This is a genomic window from Streptomyces sp. NPDC017940, from assembly GCF_044328435.1.
Lineage (GTDB): Bacteria > Actinomycetota > Actinomycetes > Streptomycetales > Streptomycetaceae > Streptomyces.
Map to the genome: position 1 here is coordinate 160,322 of NZ_JBIRHJ010000009.1, position 17,754 is coordinate 178,075.

At 70.8% G+C, this 17,754-nt stretch carries 12 protein-coding genes; 4 read left to right on the forward strand and 8 right to left on the reverse strand.

Going from position 1 to position 17,754, the window contains the following annotated elements:
- Positions 1 to 187: 187 nt before the first annotated feature.
- The 8 genes from ACH4DX_RS29305 to ACH4DX_RS29340 form a co-directional block, all read right to left on the reverse strand.
- Entirely contained in the window at positions 188 to 928 is a 741-nt protein-coding gene (locus ACH4DX_RS29305) for a ferredoxin reductase (protein WP_398157365.1), read from the reverse strand.
- A gap of 4 nt (positions 929 to 932) precedes the next feature.
- Positions 933 to 1,556 (reverse strand): sulfite oxidase-like oxidoreductase, encoded by a 624-nt coding sequence (locus ACH4DX_RS29310; RefSeq protein ID WP_398157366.1) that lies wholly within the window; start codon positions 1,554 to 1,556, stop codon positions 933 to 935.
- Positions 1,553 to 2,911: an amidohydrolase gene (locus tag ACH4DX_RS29315; RefSeq protein WP_398157367.1), complete on the reverse strand. Its 1,359-nt coding sequence runs from the start codon at positions 2,909 to 2,911 to the stop codon at positions 1,553 to 1,555. Before ACH4DX_RS29315 ends, ACH4DX_RS29310 begins: the two co-directional genes overlap by 4 nt.
- A 79-nt stretch (positions 2,912 to 2,990) precedes the next feature.
- Positions 2,991 to 3,785 carry a purine-nucleoside phosphorylase gene (locus ACH4DX_RS29320; RefSeq protein WP_398121623.1) on the reverse strand — a complete coding sequence of 265 codons (795 nt, stop codon included), beginning with the start codon at positions 3,783 to 3,785 and terminating at the stop codon, positions 2,991 to 2,993.
- Positions 3,786 to 4,110: 325 nt separating this feature from the next.
- Positions 4,111 to 5,739 carry an FAD-dependent oxidoreductase gene (locus ACH4DX_RS29325; RefSeq protein ID WP_398157368.1) on the reverse strand — a complete coding sequence of 543 codons (1,629 nt, stop codon included), beginning with the start codon at positions 5,737 to 5,739 and terminating at the stop codon, positions 4,111 to 4,113.
- 37 nt (positions 5,740 to 5,776) lie between these two features.
- Complete coding sequence (glpK, locus tag ACH4DX_RS29330; protein WP_398121627.1) at positions 5,777 to 7,336, reverse strand: glycerol kinase GlpK; 1,560 nt, start codon at positions 7,334 to 7,336, stop codon at positions 5,777 to 5,779.
- A gap of 43 nt (positions 7,337 to 7,379) precedes the next feature.
- Positions 7,380 to 8,165, reverse strand: a complete 786-nt coding sequence (locus tag ACH4DX_RS29335) for an MIP/aquaporin family protein (protein WP_398121629.1) — start codon at positions 8,163 to 8,165, stop codon at positions 7,380 to 7,382.
- Positions 8,166 to 8,474: 309 nt separating this feature from the next.
- Positions 8,475 to 9,239 (reverse strand): IclR family transcriptional regulator, encoded by a 765-nt coding sequence (locus ACH4DX_RS29340; RefSeq protein ID WP_398121630.1) that lies wholly within the window; start codon positions 9,237 to 9,239, stop codon positions 8,475 to 8,477.
- Positions 9,240 to 9,512: 273 nt separating this feature from the next.
- On the opposite strand from ACH4DX_RS29340, the gene metH reads away from it, so the two are divergent.
- The 4 genes from metH to ACH4DX_RS29360 all read left to right on the forward strand — a co-directional run bounded on the left by metH (position 9,513) and on the right by ACH4DX_RS29360 (position 17,651).
- Entirely contained in the window at positions 9,513 to 13,043 is a 3,531-nt protein-coding gene (gene metH / locus ACH4DX_RS29345) for a methionine synthase (RefSeq protein WP_398157369.1), read from the forward strand.
- Positions 13,044 to 13,328: 285 nt separating this feature from the next.
- Positions 13,329 to 14,024: an HAD family hydrolase gene (locus ACH4DX_RS29350; protein ID WP_398121634.1), complete on the forward strand. Its 696-nt coding sequence runs from the start codon at positions 13,329 to 13,331 to the stop codon at positions 14,022 to 14,024.
- Between the two features lie 394 nt (positions 14,025 to 14,418).
- The gene (locus tag ACH4DX_RS29355) at positions 14,419 to 16,026 is read left to right on the forward strand and encodes an ABC transporter substrate-binding protein (protein WP_398157370.1); all 1,608 of its coding nucleotides are present in this window, start codon (positions 14,419 to 14,421) and stop codon (positions 16,024 to 16,026) included.
- 44 nt (positions 16,027 to 16,070) lie between these two features.
- A complete protein-coding gene (locus ACH4DX_RS29360) occupies positions 16,071 to 17,651 on the forward strand; it encodes an ABC transporter substrate-binding protein (RefSeq protein WP_398157371.1) in 1,581 nt (526 codons plus the stop codon).
- The last annotated feature ends 103 nt before the right edge of the window (positions 17,652 to 17,754 follow it).

The window sequence follows — 17,754 nt, forward strand, 5'->3', positions numbered from 1 at the left end:
AGTACGCCCCAACCTTACGGCGTCCCGCGGGGCCTCCCGCAGCCCCCCGGCGGCGCCGAGTGCCGGGATCACTGCCCAGGTCAAGCGCCCGTCACGCATGGGGCACCAGGGGGAGTGCGACCGCTGCTCCAGGCTCGCGACGCGCACCGTCGCCGAGGCCCCCGCCGCCGGTCGCCGGGCGGGGGGTTCAGCCGAAGCGCTCGATCCTGATCCTGTCCACCGGCTGCCCGCCGTCCACCAGGAGCCGGGAGGCGTGCTCCGCGAAACCGTTCGAGCCGCAGATGTACGCCTCCCAGCCGCCGTCGGGCTGCCCTGCCCCGAGGTGCGGGGCCAAGTGCCCGGCGTTCAGGCGGCCTTCGGTACGGGTGAGGACGGCCGTGGTCTCGTCGCCGTACTCGTCCGCGTAGATCAGATCCGTACGGGTGCGGGCGGAGACGATCAGGCGCAGCGGCACGGTCAGCCCCGCGCGGCGGTGGTGCCGGATCATCGACATCAGCGGTACGACACCGGAGCCGGCCCCGAGCAGCAGCGCGGGCCGGTCGCCGGGCCAGGCGAAGAAGCCGGACAGCGGGCCGCGCACCTCCACGGTGTCGCCGACGCACGCGACGGCGTGCAGATGCCCGGACACCTCGCCGCCCGGCACGTGGTCGAGGGTCAGCTCGATCTCGCCGCTCCCGTCGGGCGCGGACGCCAGCGAGTAGTGGCGCTGGGCGACGTACCCGTCCTGCGCGGTGAGCCGCAGCATGAGGTGCTGGCCCGGCAGGTGCCCCTGCCAGTCCGGCACCTTGAGCCGGAACGTCGAGGCGGCGGGCGTCTCGCGGCGGATCTCCGTGATGAGGGCGGGCTGCCACAGGGACGCCGAGCGGCTGCTCACGGCGATGCGGCCGGGGACGGCGAAGGCGGTCGGGGGCACGAAGGACCTGTCCATGGGCTCAGTCCCCCGCATACCGCTGCTCTTGCCACGGGTCGCCCCGGTGGTGGTAGCCGTTCTGCTCCCAGAAACCCGGCTCATAGTGGTCGAGGAGGGTGAGGCCCGCGATCCACTTGGCGCTCTTCCAGAAGTACAGGTGCGGGACGATCAGGCGGGCGGGGCCGCCGTGCTCGGGCGGCAGCGGCGCGCCGTCGTACTCCCAGGCGATCCACGCCCGGCCGCCCGTCACGTCGGCGAGCGGCAGGCCCGCGGTGTAACCGGTGTGGGAGTACGCGACGACGTGCGTGGCCGCGGGCGACGGCCCGGCGGCGCCGAGGAACGCGTCCAGGCCCACACCGCCGAAGCGCACCCCGAACTTGGACCAGCTCGTCACGCAGTGGATGTCGCCCCGGTACTCGGACGCGGGAAGCGCGTGCGCCTCGTCCCAGGTCCAGGTGCGCGGACGCGCCACGAGGCCGTCGACGCGGAACGTCCAGTCGGCGGCCGCAAGACGCGGCGTGACCTCGGCGGAAAGCACGGGCCAGCCGTCCCGGGCGTCGTACTGGCCCGGGGGCAGGCGCGGGTCGCGGTCGGCGGCGCGGGCGCGGCCTGTGAAGCCGCGGGTGGGTTCGGCGCGGGCGCTCATGTGCGCGCCCCGTCGGTGCGGTGGTCGGCGTCCGCGCGGGGGTGCGGGACCGGGACGGCGGTGGCCGCCGCGTGCAGGTCGTCGACGGCGCGGCGTTCGTCGACGGTGCGCAGTGCCCGGTCGCGCATCAGGACGCGGCCGTCGACGACGGTGTCGCGGACGTCGGCGGCAGCGGCGGCGTAGGCGAGCATCGAGTACGGGTCGTGCCGGGGCGCCAGGTGCGGCCGGTCGGTGTCGATGACGATGAGGTCGGCCCGCTTGCCGGGCTCCAGGGACCCCAGCCGGTCGGCGAGCCCGAGCGCCCGCGCGGACTCGATGGTGGCCATCCGTACGGCCTGCTCGGCGCCCACGGCCGTCGGGTCGCCGCCCGCCTTGTGCACGAGCGCGGCCATGCGCACCGCGCCGAGCAGGTCGAGCGTGTTGGAGCTGACCGCGCCGTCGGTGCCGAGGCCCACGGTGACGCCCGCCGCGGTCAGGTCCGGCACCCGCGCCGTGCCGCAGCCCAGCTTGAGGTTGGACACCGGGCAGTGCGCGACGGACGTGCCCGTGCGGGCGAGCGCCGCGATCTCGGCGTCGGTCAGCTCGACGGCGTGCGCGAGCAGGGTGTCGGGCCCGAGCACGCCGAGGGAGTCCAGGAGCTCCACGGGCCGCATGCCGTGCAGCTCGGTGACGGTGGCGACCTCGGTGGCGTTCTCGGCGGCGTGCAGATGCAGCAGGGCGCCGTGCGCGCGGGCCAGCGCGGCGATCGCGGTGAGCTGCTCGGGCGCCAGGGTGTACGCGGAGTGGGCGAACACCACCGGCCGGGTGCCCGGCGCGGGGGTGCGGGCGGCCAGGTGGGCGTCCGCCCAGCCGAGCCGGTCCGCGTAGGGGCGGCCGTCCGGCGGCTCAGGGACGTCCATGAACGTCGGCCCCGTCAGCAGCCGCCACCCGGCCGCGCGGGCTACTTCCTCGGCCGCCTCGTGGAACCAGTACATGTCGAGGGCGGCCGTCACCCCGCCGCGTACCGACTCCGCGATCGCCGCCCTGGTGCCCACCGCGACCGTCTCGGGGGAGAGCAGCTCGGCCTCGCGGGGGATGACGCGCTCCAGGAAGCCCTGGAGCGTCAGGTCGTCGGCGGAGCCGCGCAGCAGCGTCATCGCCAGGTGCGTGTGCGTGTTGATGAGGCCCGGCAGGACCAGACACCCGCGCGCGTCGATCTCCTCGGTCGCCGTGTACGCGGCCCGCAGCCGCGCCGCGGGGCCGACCTCGACGATCTCCCCGGCACGCACGGCGACCGCGCCGTCGGGGACGACGGTGCCGGACGCGTCGACGGTCAGGACGTCGCCGCCGTGGACGAGGAGATCGAGGGGAAGCATGTGTTCCGTTCCATGGGGAGGGGGCCGAGGCCGCCACCAGGGGCTGGCCTCGAGGGGGACGTGACGGTGCGGGGGACGGCTACGGGGCGGGCGTTCGCTGCGCGGGCAGCCCGGCGTCGTCGGCGGCCAGCAGGCGCAGTGCCTCCAAGGTTATCCGGGCGCCGCGGGCGACCCCGTCGGCGACCACGGAGCGGTGCGGGTCGTAGCCGCCGGTGGCCTCCTCGTCGACCAGCTCGTCGGCGTTGGCCCCGTCGACGACGAGCGCGCCGCCCGCGGTCAGGCCGTGCGTCGAGGCGAACACGTACAGCGCCGAGAGCTCCATCTCGATGGCGACGATCCCGGCCCGCTCGTAGGCGTCGGTGGGCAGCGGCAGGAAGCCGGGCCGGAAGGCGGCCCTGGTCCACACCACGCCCCGGTGGAACGGGGCGTGCGCCGCGCGGGCCGCGCGCTGGAGGGCGAGCACCGCCTCCGGCGCGGCGAACGCCGGGTACTCGGCCGGGACGAGCTGCTGGGTCACGCCGTCGTCGCGCACCGCCGCGTCCGCGACGACCAGGTCGCCGTCCCCGACGCCGGGCCGGATCGCGCCCGCCGTACCGAGCCGGATGAAGTGCGTCACACCCGCCTCGGCCAGCTCCTGGAAGAGGCAGAGCGCCCCCGGCGCGCCCACGCCGTGCGACGACACGACGACCGGCAGGTCCTGCCAGGTGCCGGTGAAGGTGCGGTACTCACGGTGGTACGAGACCTCGTCGGCGCCGTCGAGGAGGCCGGCGACCGCCGCGGCGCGGGCGGGGTCGCCCACGACGATCGCGTGGGCGGGCAGGCCCCTTCGGGGGATGCCCGAAATGGGCAGGGTCTCTTGGGCGGTCGATGTCATCCGGGGCTCCTGGTGGGGCTGGGGAGGCGGGGGTGGTGGTCCTCGCGGTGCGCCCCGGTCCCGCCCCTTTCCCGTAACCGGGGGCTCCGCCCATGGACCCCCGTTCATCGGCGCTCCGCGCCTCGTCCTCAAACGCCGGACGGGCTGAAATCTTTCAGCCCGTCCGGCGTTTGAGGACCGGGGTCCGGGGCGGAGCCCCGGTTTCGGTGAAGGGGCGGGACCGGGGCGCACCCGCGAGGCCCCACCGCCGCGGATCGTAGCGCCCCCGCAGGCACGCGTAAGGGGCGGCCGCCATGGCGACCGCCCCTTACCCACTGCCGAGGGCTCAGCCCTTCTTGCCCAGGAGATCCTCGACCTTGCCGCGAATCTCATCCGTGGCAAGGCCCCGAATCGTCAGCGTCGTACGACGACGCAGCACGTCATCGGCCGTCTCGGCCCACTCGTTGTCGCGCGCGTACACGACCTGCGCCCAGATCTCCGGGGCGTCGGGGTGGACGCGCTCGGCGAGCTGCGGGTTCTCGTTGGCCAGGCGGGCGATGTCGAAGGACAGCGAACCGTAGTGCGTGGCCAGGTGGCGCGCGGTGTCGGGCGCCATGCGCGGGCCGGGGGCCGGGCCGTCGACCAGGAGGCGGTGGGCGACCGCGCGCGGGTTGGCGATGCCGGGCAGCGGCAGCTTCTTCGGCAGCTCGGAGATCGGCACGAAGTCCTCGTCGGCCCCGCCGAGCGGTCGCCCGGGAAGCGACTCCAGCTTCTTCATGACCGTACGGCCGATGTGGCGGAACGTCGTCCACTTGCCGCCCGCGACCGACAGCATGCCGCCGCGGCCCTCGGTGACGACCGTCTCGCGCTTGGCCTTGGAGGTGTCGCCGGGACCGCCGGGCAGCACGCGCAGACCCGCGAAGGAGTACGTGATCAGGTCACGGGAGAGCTGCTGGTCGCGGATGGAGAACGCGGCCTCGTCCAGGATCTGCGCGGTGTCGGCCTCGGTGACGCGGACGTCGGCCGGGTCGCCCTCGTACTCCTCGTCGGTCGTGCCGAGCAGCAGCATGTCCTCCCAGGGCAGGGCGAACGTGATGCGGTACTTGTCTATCGGCGTGGCGAGCGCGGCCTTCCAGGGGGCGGTGCGCTTGAGGACCAGGTGCGCGCCCTTGGAGAGGCGGATGGAGGGCGCCGCGTCCGGGTTCTCCATCGCGCGCAGGTGGTCGACCCAGGGGCCGGTCGCGTTCAGGACCAGGCGGGCGTTCACACCGAACTCGGTGCCGTCCACACGGTCCTTGAGGTCCGCGCCCGTGACCCGGCCGCCGGTGAAGCGCAGGCCGGTGACCTCGGCGTGGTTGAGGACGGCGGCACCGGCATCGGCGGCGGCGCGGACCGTCATCAGGGCCATGCGGGCGTCGTTCATCTGGTCGTCGCCGTACACGGCCACGGCCTTCAGGTTGTCCGTGCGCAGCTCCGGCACGTCCTGCGCCGCCTTGGCGGGGGAGAGCAGGTGGCCGACGCCGTCGCCGAACGCGGAGAGCGCGCTGTAGGCGAAGACGCCCGCACCGAGCTTGGCGGCGCCGTGCGGGCCGCCCTTGTAGACCGGCAGGTAGAAGGTGAGCGGGTTGGCGAGGTGCGGTGCCACCTGACGGGACACCGCACGCCGCTCGAAGTGGTTCTCCGCGACCAGCTTCACCGCGCCGGTCTGGAGGTAGCGCAGACCGCCGTGGAGAAGCTTGGAGGAGGCGGAGGAGGTGGCGCCGGCGAAGTCGCCGGCGTCCACCAGGGCCACCCTGAGCCCCGACTGCGCGGCATGCCAGGCGGTGGAGATGCCGAGGATCCCGCCACCGATCACCAGGAGGTCGTAGGACGCCTTGGAAAGACGGTCCCGGGTCTCGGCGCGGCTCGGCGCGCTGCCGGCGGCCGGAGGGGTACCGAGGGCCGGGAAGGCGGGGCCGCTTTGCAGGGTGGTCATGATTGTTCGACTCCTCGTCAGCTGAGCTGAGTGCGGTTCAGCTCTCGTCGTCCTCGAGCCAGCCCATGGACCGCTCGACGGCCTTGAGCCAGCTCTTGTACTCACGGTCGCGGATCTCCGCGTCCATGCGGGGGGTCCACTCCGCGGCCCGGCGCCAGTTGGCGCGCAGGTCGTCGGTGGAGGACCAGAAGCCGACGGCGAGACCGGCGGCGTAGGCGGCGCCGAGACAGGTCGTCTCGGCGACCATGGGGCGCACCACCGGCGCGTCCAGGAAGTCCGAGAGGGTCTGCATCAGCAGGTTGTTGGAGGTCATGCCGCCGTCGACCTTGAGGGCCGCGAGTTCGACGCCGGAGTCCTTCGTCATGGCGTCGGTGATCTCGCGGGTCTGCCAGGCGGTGGCCTCCAGGACGGCGCGCGCGATGTGCGCCTTGGTGACGTACCGGGTCAGGCCGGCGATCACACCGCGGGCGTCGGAGCGCCAGTACGGGGCGAACAGACCGGAGAAAGCCGGTACGAAGTACGCGCCGCCGTTGTCCTCGACCGAGGACGCGAGGGTCTCGATCTCGGCGGCGGAGTTGATCAGGCCCATCTGGTCGCGCATCCACTGCACCAGCGAACCGGTGACGGCGATGGAGCCCTCGAGGGCGTAGACCGGCTTCTGGTCGCCGATCCGGTAGCCCACGGTGGTGAGCAGGCCCGAGTAGGAGTTGATGGCCTTCTCGCCGGTGTTCATCAGCATGAACGTGCCGGTGCCGTACGTGGACTTCGCCTCGCCCTCCTCGAAGCAGGTCTGGCCGAATAGGGCCGCCTGCTGGTCGCCGAGGGCGGAGGCGACCGGGATGCCGCCGAGCAGGTCACCGAGCTTGCCGCCGCTGACCTCGCCGTAGACCTCGGCGGAGGAGCGGATCTCGGGAAGCATCCGCATCGGCACGCCGATGGACTCGGCGATGCGCTCGTCCCACTTCAGGGTGTGCAGGTTCATCAGCATGGTGCGGGAGGCGTTGGTGACGTCGGTGACGTGCTTGCCGCCGTTCACACCGCCCGTCAGGTTCCAGATGACCCAGGAGTCCATGGTGCCGAAGACGATGTCGCCCGTCTCGGCGCGCTCGCGCAGGCCCTCGACGTTGTCGAGCAGCCAGCGGGCCTTGGGGCCGGCGAAGTAGGAGGCGAGGGGCAGGCCCGTCTCGCGGCGGAAGCGGTCCTGGCCGACGTTGCGGCCGAGCTCCTTGCAGAGGCCGTCGGTGCGGGTGTCCTGCCACACGATGGCGTTGTGCACCGGCTCGCCGGTGGTCCTGTCCCACAGCAGCGTGGTCTCGCGCTGGTTGGTGATGCCGATGGCCTTGATGTCGTCGCGGGTGATGCCGGCCTTGGAGACGGCTCCGGCGACGACTTCCTCGACGTTGTTCCAGATCTCGGTGGCGTCGTGCTCGACCCAGCCCGGCTTCGGGAAGATCTGCTCGTGCTCCTTCTGGTCGACGGAGACGATGCGGCCGTCCCGGTCGAAGACGATGCAGCGGCTCGAGGTGGTGCCCTGGTCGATGGCCGCGATGAAGGGGCCGTCGTGCGAAGGAGTGCCTGCGGTGTGCGCGTCGGTCACGGTGTGCTCCTGGAGTGCGTGGTGGTGTGGACGGCGGGTTCGCTCAGAACAGCTTGAAGACGTATGCGGCAAGGGCGCCGCCGATCAGCGGACCTACGACCGGAATCCACGCGTACGACCAGTCCGAGCCACCCTTGTTGGGGAGCGGGAGCAGGGAGTGCACGATGCGGGGGCCCAGGTCGCGGACCGGGTTGATGGCGTAGCCCGTGGGGCCGCCGAGCGAGAGGCCGATGCCCACCACGACCAGTGCGGTGATCAGGGCGCCGAGGGTGCCGAGGCCGTTGCCGCCGTCGTTGAGTCCCTGCGTGAGGATCGCGAGGACGAGCACGGTGGTGGCGATGACCTCGGTGACGAGGTTCTGCGCGACGTTGCGGATCTCGGGACCGGTGGAGAAGACGCCGAGCACGGGGCCCGCCTTCGGCGCCGCCTTCTGGTCGACGAGGCCGTCCTCCAAGGGCTGGGCGGCGAGGATCTCCGGGTCGGTGAGGTGGGCCTGGAACTGGCCGTAGTACGTGGCCCACACCAGGAGCGCGCCGATCATGGCGCCGAGCAGCTGCGAGGCGAGGTAGACCGGGACGTCGCTCCACTTGGTGCCGCCGTCGACCGCGAGACCGATGGTGACCGCCGGGTTCAGGTGGGCGCCGGAGACAGCCCCGGCCAGATAGGCGGCGGTCAGCACCGCGAAGCCCCACCCGAAGGTGATGGCGAGCCAGCCGGCGTCCTTGGCCTTCGAGCGCTTGAGCGTGACGGCGGCGCACACGCCACCGCCGAGCAGGATGAGCACGGCGGTACCGATGGTCTCGCCGATGAAGATGTCGGAGCTGGACACCCGCGACTCCTTTGTCCTTCGTCCAGGGGAAGGCGAACCCCGGGTCCCTCCGGTGGTCCGCGCCCTCAGGTGAGGGCGTTGCCGGCCCTGGCCTGTCCCACTGTAACGCTTAATGCCGTTAGGTGTTCGACAATGCCGACCGGTGGACGCGAGTCTGGCCGTGGGGTTACCAGCACGTCAAGAGTTCTGTTATTGAAAACACGATCGTTATTGATCGTTCCGGGTTATCAGGCGCACCACGGCCGCAGAGGCTCGCCGACGGGCCTCGGACCGGGCCCACCGGACCTCGGCCCGGGCCCCGCACCGCTCTCAGAACCGGCTCGCGCCCAGGTCCCGCGAGACCGCGCGGGCGCAGTCCCGCACCGCCGCGATCAGCTCCGGCCGCAGCTCACCCTCGGGGCTGACCCGCTCCACGGCCCCGGTGATGCCCACCGCGCCCACCGGCATCCGCCGCCGGTCGTGGATGGGGGCGGCGACGGACGCGATGCCCTCCCAGGTCTCCTCGGTGTCGGCCGCGTACCCGCGCGCGCGGGTGAGGTCGAGGACCTCCTCGAAGGACTCGGCCCCGGTCACCGTGTGCGCCGTGAAGGACTGCCGCTCGCCCTCGACGGCCTCGCTGTGCGCCACCGGGTCGTACGCGGAGAGCACCTTGCCGAGCGCCGTGGAGTGCAGCGGCTGCATCGCCCCGACCTCCAGGACCTGCCTGCTGTCGTCGGGCCGGAAGACGTGGTGGACGATCAGGACGCCCTGCTGGTGCAGGACGCCGAGGTACACGCTCTCGCCGCTGGAGCGGGCCAGGTCGTCGGTCCACACCAGGGCGCGGGCGCGCAGCTCGTGCACGTCCAGATAGCTGTTGCCGAGCCGCAGCAGCTCCGCCCCCAGCTGATAGCGCCCCGAGGCCGCGTCCTGCTCGACGAACCCCTCTTGCTGGAGGGTGCGCAGGATGCCGTGGGCCGTGCCCTTGGCGAGACCGAGGGAGGATGCGATGTCCGAGAGGCCGAGCCGCCGCTCGCCGCCCGCGAGCAGCCGCAGCATCGCGGCGGCCCGCTCCAGCGACTGGATGTTCCGTGCCATCGCAGTCCTGTCCTCCATCCCCGTTAGACGTTCATCCCCGTTAGACGTTCGGCAATGCTGAACACTATCGGTCCTTGCCGACCTGTGGCTAAGGATGCGTGATGCAGGGTTCCCGCCGGACGGGGCCGGGCGAACACTTCCGGCCAACCGGCGAAGGGGTCCGCCCGCTGGGACGCTCTCACGGTGGGACCAAGGTCCCGGCTACCCTGGCCGGGTGCGGGTCCCCAAGGAACCCGCAAAGCCGACAGCCGTCGCACTCCAGGGAGCTCATTCATGGCCTCGTTGCCGACCCCCTCATCCGTTTCCGCAGCGGAGACCTCCGCCGGGAAGCGGGCCGACGCCCTCCGCGAAGCACTGGCGACCCGCGTGGTGGTCGCCGACGGCGCGATGGGCACCATGCTGCAGGCACAGGACCCCAGCCTCGAGGACTTCGAGAACCTCGAGGGCTGCAACGAAATCCTGAACGTCACGCGCCCCGACATCGTGCGCTCCGTGCACGAGGAGTACTTCGCCGCGGGCGTCGACTGCGTCGAGACCAACACCTTCGGCGCGAACCACGCCGCGCTCGCCGAGTACGACATCCCCGAGCGCGTCTTCGAGCTCTCCGAGTCCGGCGCCCGCGTGGCCCGCGAGGTCGCCGACGAATTCACCGCCACCACCGGACAGCAGCGCTGGGTGCTCGGCTCCATGGGCCCCGGCACCAAGCTGCCCACCCTCGGCCACGCCCCGTACACCCTGCTGCGCGACGCCTACCAGCAGAACGCCGAGGGCATGATCGCGGGCGGCGCCGACGCCCTCCTGGTGGAGACCACCCAGGACCTGTTGCAGACGAAGGCCGCGCTCCTCGGCGCCCGCCGCGCCCTCACGGCCACCGGCGCCAACCTGCCGCTGATCTGCTCCGTGACCGTCGAGACGACCGGCACCATGCTGCTCGGCTCCGAGATCGGCGCCGCGCTCACCGCCCTGGAGCCCCTGGGCATCGACATGATCGGCCTGAACTGCGCGACCGGGCCCGCCGAGATGAGCGAGCACCTGCGCTATCTGGCCCGGCACTCCCGCGTCCCGCTGGCCTGCATGCCCAACGCCGGTCTGCCCGTGCTCGGCAAGGACGGCGCGCACTACCCGCTGAGCGCCCCCGAGCTCGCCGACGCCCAGGAGACCTTCGTCCGCGAGTACGGCCTGTCCCTGGTCGGCGGCTGCTGCGGTACGACGCCCGAGCACCTGCGCCAGGTGGTCGAGCGGGTCCGCGGCCTCACCCCGCCCGAGCGCGAGCCGCGCCCCGAGCCGGGCGCCGCCTCGCTCTACCAGACTGTCCCGTTCCGACAGGACACCTCGTACATGGCCATCGGCGAGCGCACCAACGCCAACGGCTCGAAGAAGTTCCGCGAGGCCATGCTGGAGGGCCGCTGGGACGACTGCGTGGAGATGGCCCGCGACCAGATCCGCGAGGGCGCGCACATGCTCGACCTGTGCGTGGACTACGTGGGCCGCGACGGCGTGCGCGACATGGAGGAGCTGGCCGGACGCTTCGCCACCGCCTCCACGCTGCCGATCGTCCTGGACTCCACCGAGGTCCCGGTCATCCAGGCGGGCCTGGAGAAGCTCGGCGGCCGTGCGGTCATCAACTCAGTGAACTACGAGGACGGCGACGGCCCCGAGTCCCGCTTCGCCAAGGTCACCGCGCTGGCCCAGGAGCACGGTGCCGCGCTGATCGCCCTGACCATCGACGAGGAGGGCCAGGCCCGCACCGTCGAGAACAAGGTCGCCATCGCCGAGCGCATCATCGACGACCTGACGACGAACTGGGGCATCCACGAGTCGGACATCCTCATCGACACCCTGACCTTCACCATCTGCACCGGCCAGGAGGAGTCCCGCAAGGACGGCATCGCGACGATCGAGGCGATCCGCGAACTGAAGCGGCGCCACCCGGACGTGCAGACCACGCTCGGCCTCTCCAACATCTCCTTCGGCCTCAACCCGGCCGCCCGCGTCGTCCTCAACTCCGTCTTCCTGGACGAGTGCGTCAAGGCGGGCCTGGACTCCGCCATCGTGCACGCCTCCAAGATCCTGCCGATCGCGCGCCTGGAGGAGGAGCAGGTCAAGGTCGCACTCGACCTGATCTACGACCGCCGCGCGGAGGGCTACGACCCCCTCCAGAAGCTCATGGAGCTCTTCGAGGGCGTCAACATGAAGTCCATGAAGGCCGGCAAGGCCGAGGAGCTGCTCGCCCTGCCGCTGGACGAGCGGCTTCAGCGCCGCATCATCGACGGCGAGAAGAACGGCCTCGAGGCAGACCTCGACGAGGCCCTCGCCGACCGGCCCGCCCTGGACATCGTCAACGACACGCTCCTCGAAGGCATGAAGGTCGTGGGCGAGCTGTTCGGCTCCGGCCAGATGCAGCTGCCCTTCGTGCTCCAGTCCGCCGAGGTCATGAAGACCGCGGTGGCCTACCTGGAGCCGCACATGGAGAAGACCGACGCCGAGGGCAAGGGCACCATCGTGCTCGCCACCGTGCGCGGCGACGTCCACGACATCGGCAAGAACCTCGTCGACATCATCCTGTCCAACAACGGCTACAACGTCGTCAACCTCGGCATCAAGCAGCCCGTCGCCGCCATCCTCGAAGCCGCGCAGGAGCACCGGGCCGACGTGATCGGCATGTCGGGCCTCCTGGTCAAGTCCACGGTGATCATGAAGGAGAACCTGGAGGAGCTGAACCAGCGCCAGATGGCCGCCGACTACCCGGTCATCCTCGGCGGCGCCGCACTGACCCGTGCCTATGTCGAGCAGGACCTGCACGAGATCTACGAGGGCGAAGTCCGCTACGCCCGCGACGCCTTCGAGGGCCTGCGCCTGATGGACGCCCTGATCGCGGTCAAGCGCGGTGTGCCCGGCGCCACCCTGCCGGAGCTCAAGCAGCGCCGCGTGCCCAAGCGCGAGACGCCCGCGGCCGCCGTCGAGGAGCCCGAGGGCCCGGCCCGCTCCGACGTGGCCGTCGACAACCCCGTGCCGACGCCGCCGTTCTGGGGCACCCGCGTCATCAAGGGCATCCAGCTCAAGGAGTACGCGTCCTGGCTCGACGAGGGCGCACTCTTCAAGGGCCAGTGGGGCCTGAAGCAGGCCCGCGCCGGTGACGGACCCACGTACGAGGAACTGGTCGAGACCGAGGGCCGCCCGCGCCTGCGCGGCCTCCTGGACGAGCTCCAGACCAAGAACCTCCTGGAAGCGGCCGTCGTCTACGGCTACTTCCCGTGCGTCTCCAAGGGCGACGACCTGATCATCCTGGACGAGCAGGGCAACGAGCGCACCCGCTTCTCCTTCCCGCGCCAGCGCCGCGGCCGCCGCCTGTGCCTCGCGGACTTCTTCCGCCCCGAGGAGTCCGGCGAGACGGACGTCGTCGGCCTCCAGGTCGTCACCGTCGGCTCCAGGATCGGCGAGGCCACGGCCGAGCTGTTCGCCGCCGACGCCTACCGCGACTACCTCGAACTGCACGGCCTGTCCGTGCAGCTCGCCGAGGCACTCGCCGAGTACTGGCACGCCCGCGTCCGCTCCGAACTCGGCTTCGCCGGGGAGGACCCGGCCGACGTCGAGGACATGTTCGCCCTCAAGTACCGCGGCGCCCGCTTCTCCCTCGGCTACGGCGCCTGCCCCGACCTGGAGGACCGCGGCAAGATCGCCGAACTTTTGCAGCCGGAGCGCATCGGCGTCCAGCTCTCGGAGGAGTTCCAGCTCCACCCCGAGCAGTCGACGGACGCGATCGTGATCCACCACCCGGAGGCGAAGTACTTCAACGCGCGGTAGCCGTCCCCTCCCGCCGGGCGGGCCGGACCTTCCAGCCCGCCCGGTAGGCGGCATCTGACCCTCCAGCCCGTACGGCGGGTCTGGATAATTCAGCCCGTCCGGCGTTTGAGGACGAGGCCGAAGGCCGACAAAGGGGGCCCGGGGGCGGAGCCCCCGCAACGGCGCCGAGCCCCCGGCAGATAACCCAGGGCGCACGGACCGCAGTCCCCGTACACTGGACGGCCCAGCTCAGGCCGGTCCCCCGAGGGGGACCGGCCTTCTCGTCCCTGATGGAGGTGTGCCCGTATGACCAGTACGGTCCCCGCGCCCGGTACCCGAACGGCGGAGGGCTCCGCGCTGCAAGCGGTCCTCCTCGACATGGACGGCACCCTCGTGGACACCGAGGGCTTCTGGTGGGACACGGAGGTCGAGGTCTTCGCCGGGCTCGGCCACGCCCTGGACGAGTCCTGGCGGGACGTGGTCGTCGGCGGCCCCATGACGCGCAGCGCCGGCTTCCTCATCGAGGCCACCGGCGCCGACATCACCGTCCCCGAGCTGACCGTGCTGCTCAACGACGGCTTCGAGGACCGCATCGGCCGCACCCTGCCGCTGATGCCGGGGGCCGCCAGACTGCTCGCCGAGCTCGCCGCCCACGACGTGCCGACGGCACTCGTCTCCGCCTCGCACCGGCGCATCATCGACCGGGTCCTCGACTCCGTCGGTGCCCACCACTTCCGCCTCACCGTCGCCGGCGACGAGGTGGCGCGCACCAAGCCGCACCCGGACCCCTATCTGATCGCCGCCGCGGGCCTCGGCGCCGACCCGGCCCGCTGCGCGGTCATCGAGGACACCGCGACCGGGGTGGCCGCCGCGGAGGCCGCGGGCTGCCGGGTCGTCGCCGTGCCGTCCGTCGCGCCGATCGCGCCGTCCGGGAGCCGGACCGTCGTCCCTTCGCTCGAACACGTTGATCTGCGCTTCCTGCGGGAGCTCGTGCGGGCCTGAAGGACCGGCGAACCGGACGCCGAAAGGCGTCGGTGAAAGACGCCGATGGCTGAAACACCCACACCCCATGGCCAGTTGAAAGTGTGACGTTCCCCACCTCAAAGAGGGTCGACAGGGGATCGATCCTGTGCAGGAGAGCCCTTGCTCCCCGAGGGGGGCATGACCTTGTGTCCTGATTGGGTCAGTCGTGCACGAAACCTTCCAGTGTCGGGTTATCGGTGCGTCCACGCCCTGTGTCACTGCGTGAGGGGAACTCGACTCCGGTCTCCTCCAGTGCCCCAGGTGGTGCGGACTAATCTCGTCGCGAGAACATCGCCCCACCCCCCCGTGCCTCATCAACCCCACCCCGCCGTTGTCGGAATCACGGGATCAAGAGCTCTGGAGAACGTCCAGCATGAACCGCAAGACTCTGGTGCTGCCGGCCCTCATAGGTCTGCTCGCCCCCACGCTCGCCGCGTGCGGCGGTTCGGGCAGCGGGGACGGCGACGGCCCCATCGCGGTCGGCACCACGGACCGGTTCGCCGTATCGAAGGAGATCCCGGCCCCCTTCGACCCTGCGTACTCCTACGACGCCGGTACCTGGAACATCCTGCGCCAGACCCTTCAGACGCTCATGGCCATGCCGCGCGGGGGCGGCGAGCCGGAGCCCGAGGCGGCCCAGAAGTGCGGCTTCACCGACACCGGCAACGAGCGGTACGCGTGCACCCTGCGCAAGGACCTGAAGTTCGCCGACGGCAAGCCGCTGACCGCCGCCGACGTGAAGTTCTCCATCGAGCGCGTGCGCGACATGAAGGTGGCCAACTCCAGCGGTGTCAGCGACCTGGTGTCGAACGTGGAGACCATCGAGGTCCAGGGCGAGCGCGGCATCGTCTTCCACCTCAAGAGCCCGGACGCCACGTTCCCGTTCAAGCTCGCCACGCCGATCGCGGGCATCGTCAGCCCCGACAAGTACAGCAAGAACAAGCTGCGCGACGGCTTCGACGTGGACGGCTCCGGCCCGTACACCGTCGAGTCGGAAGTGAAGAACGGCCAGGTCGTCAAGGCGGTCTTCAGCAAGAACTCCCACTACAAGGGTTCTTACACGCAGTCGAACGACAAGGTCGAGCTGCGCACCTTCATGAACACCGCCAGCATGGGCAAGGCGCTGGACAAGGGCGACATCGACCTGATGACCCGCACCATGTCGCCGCAGCAGATCAAGGATCTCGACGAGAGCCCCGCCAAGGACATCGACCTCGTCGAGATGTCCGGCCTCGAGATCCGCTACCTCGCCTTCAACACCACCGCGCCGACCGTCAAGAACAAGGCCGTGCGGCAGGCGATGGCGCAGATCGTCGACCGCGGCGAGGTCGCGAGCAAGGTGTACGGCTCCACCGCCGACCCGCTGTACTCCCTGGTGCCGACCACCATCACCGGCCACTCCAACTCGTTCTTCAACAAGTACGAGGACCCGGACCCGAAGAAGGCCAAGCAGCTGCTCACCCAGGCCGGCATCGACACACCGGTCAAGCTGACCATGCACTACACCACGGACCACTACGGGCCGGCCACGAAGAAGGAGTTCGAGACGCTGCGGAAGCAGCTGAACGACAGCGGCCTCTTCGACGTGCAGATCAAGGGCGAGATCTGGAACACCTTCCGCCCGGCGGAGCGCGAGGGCAAGTACGACGTCTACGGCATGGGCTGGTTCCCCGACTTCCCCGACGCCGACAGCTTCCTGGCACCGTTCCTCGGCGAGGACAACTTCCTCGGCTCGCCCTACCGCAACCGCACCATCATCAACGAACTCATCCCCACCTCCCGCCGCGAGGCCGATCGCCTCAGCGCCAGCAAGAGCATCGAGAGGATCCAGGACATCGTCGCCGAGGACGTCCCGGTGATCCCGCTGTGGCAGGGCAAGCAGTACATCGCCGCGCGTGACGACATCACAGGCGTCGAATGGGCCCTGAACTCCTCCTCGAATCTACAGCTGTGGGAGCTCGCCCGCGGTGTGAGCGACTGACCGGTCGCGGCACCCGAGTACGGAAACAACGACAAGGCACGTAAGTGAAACTGCGCAACCAGTGGCTGACCGTCCCCCTCACCTCCGGCCTTGCCGCGACCCTGCTCACGGGCTGCGGATCGGAGACCGGCGGCTCGGCCAAGGACAGCGACTCCGTGGTGGTGGGGATGTCCGACGACGTCCTCGCCACCGACCCCGCCTCCGGTTACGACCCGGGCTCGTGGCTGCTCTTCAACAACGTCTTCCAGTCGCTCCTGGGCTTCCCCAAGGGAGCCACCGAGCCGGAGCCCGAGGCCGCGCGCAAGTGCGGCTTCAGCGACCAGCAGGCCAAGGTCTTCACCTGCACGCTGCGGGACGGCCTGAAGTTCAGCAACGGGAACTCCCTGACGTCGAAGGACGTCAAGTACTCCTTCGACCGCATGCGGAAGATCGACGTCGAGGGCGGCCCGGCGACCATGCTGTCGATGCTCGACACCGTCACGACGCCGGACGCCAAGACGGTCGTCTTCAAGCTGAAGTTCCCCGACGCGACCTTCCCCAGCAAGATCGCCTCCGGTGCCGGCTCGATCGTCGACCACCGCGAGTACCCCATGGACGAGCTGCGCACGGACGGCGAGGCCGTGGGCTCGGGGCCCTACAAGCTCGACTCGTTCGGCGAGGACGAGGCGCGGTTCTCCGTCAACTCCCAGTACCGGGGCTCCGCCAAGACCCGCAATGACGGCGTCACCCTGCGCTTCTTCAAGAACGACCGCAAGGGTCTGAAGCAGGCGATCACCGATCACGAGATCGACGTCGCCTACCGCGGCCTGGCCGCCGCGGACATCGACGACATCGAGAAGAACACCTCCGACCAGAAGATGGAGATCATCGAGGGCACCAGCGCGGAGGTGCAGCACCTGGTCTTCAACATGCAGGACCCGATGGCCGGCAAGCCCGGCGTGCGCAAGGCCATCGCCTACCTCCTGGACCGCGAGGCGCTCGTCGACCAGGTGTACCAGGGCACGGCGACGCCGCTGTACTCGATCGTCCCGGCCGGTATCGGCGGCCACAACACGGCCTTCTTCGACACCTACGGCGCCCGCCCGCAGCGGGACAAGGCCGCGGCCGCCCTCGACCAGGCGGGCATCGACGGCAAGGCCAAGCTGACGCTGTGGTCCACGCCCTCCCGCTACGGCCCCGCCACCGACCAGGAGCTGCGCGCGATAGCCAAGCAGCTCAACGCCAGCGGTCTGTTCGAGGCCGAGGTGAAGTCCGTCGGGTTCGAGCAGTACGAGAAGGACATCAAGGCCGGGAAGTACGGCGTGTACGTCAAGGGTTGGGTGCCGGACTACCCGGATCCGGACAACTTCACGCAGCCGTTCTTCGGCAAGGACAACGTCCTGTCGAACCACTACGAGAACGCGACCATCACCGGGAAGATCATTCCCAGTACGGCCGCGCAGAGCGACCGCACCTCGACCGACAAGGACTACGGGCGGCTCCAGAACATCGTCGCGGACGAGCTGCCCATCATCCCCGTCTGGCAGGCCAAGCAGTACGCTGTCGTCCGCGACAGCGTCTACGGCGTGGAGTCCTGCCTGGACGCGTCGACCGTCTTCCGCTTCTGGGAGATCAGCAAGGGCTGAGTGCCGCGCCGAGCGGCACGGCGAAGGGGGCGGGACCCGTACGGGACCCGCCCCCTTCTCGCTTTCCGTCCCGGACCGTCCTGGAGCTGTCCCGGAGCTTTCC

Bases quoted from the DNA above. Each gene is read 5' to 3' on its own strand.
- ACH4DX_RS29305 (WP_398157365.1), bottom strand. From the start codon at position 928: ATGGACAGGTCCTTCGTGCCCCCGACCGCCTTCGCCGTCCCCGGCCGC.
- ACH4DX_RS29310 (WP_398157366.1), bottom strand. From the start codon at position 1,556: ATGAGCGCCCGCGCCGAACCCACCCGCGGCTTCACAGGCCGCGCCCGC.
- ACH4DX_RS29315 (WP_398157367.1), bottom strand. From the start codon at position 2,911: ATGCTTCCCCTCGATCTCCTCGTCCACGGCGGCGACGTCCTGACCGTC.
- ACH4DX_RS29320 (WP_398121623.1), bottom strand. From the start codon at position 3,785: ATGACATCGACCGCCCAAGAGACCCTGCCCATTTCGGGCATCCCCCGA.
- ACH4DX_RS29325 (WP_398157368.1), bottom strand. From the start codon at position 5,739: ATGACCACCCTGCAAAGCGGCCCCGCCTTCCCGGCCCTCGGTACCCCT.
- ACH4DX_RS29340 (WP_398121630.1), bottom strand. From the start codon at position 9,239: ATGGCACGGAACATCCAGTCGCTGGAGCGGGCCGCCGCGATGCTGCGG.
- metH (WP_398157369.1), top strand. From the start codon at position 9,513: ATGGCCTCGTTGCCGACCCCCTCATCCGTTTCCGCAGCGGAGACCTCC.
- ACH4DX_RS29350 (WP_398121634.1), top strand. From the start codon at position 13,329: ATGACCAGTACGGTCCCCGCGCCCGGTACCCGAACGGCGGAGGGCTCC.
- ACH4DX_RS29355 (WP_398157370.1), top strand. From the start codon at position 14,419: ATGAACCGCAAGACTCTGGTGCTGCCGGCCCTCATAGGTCTGCTCGCC.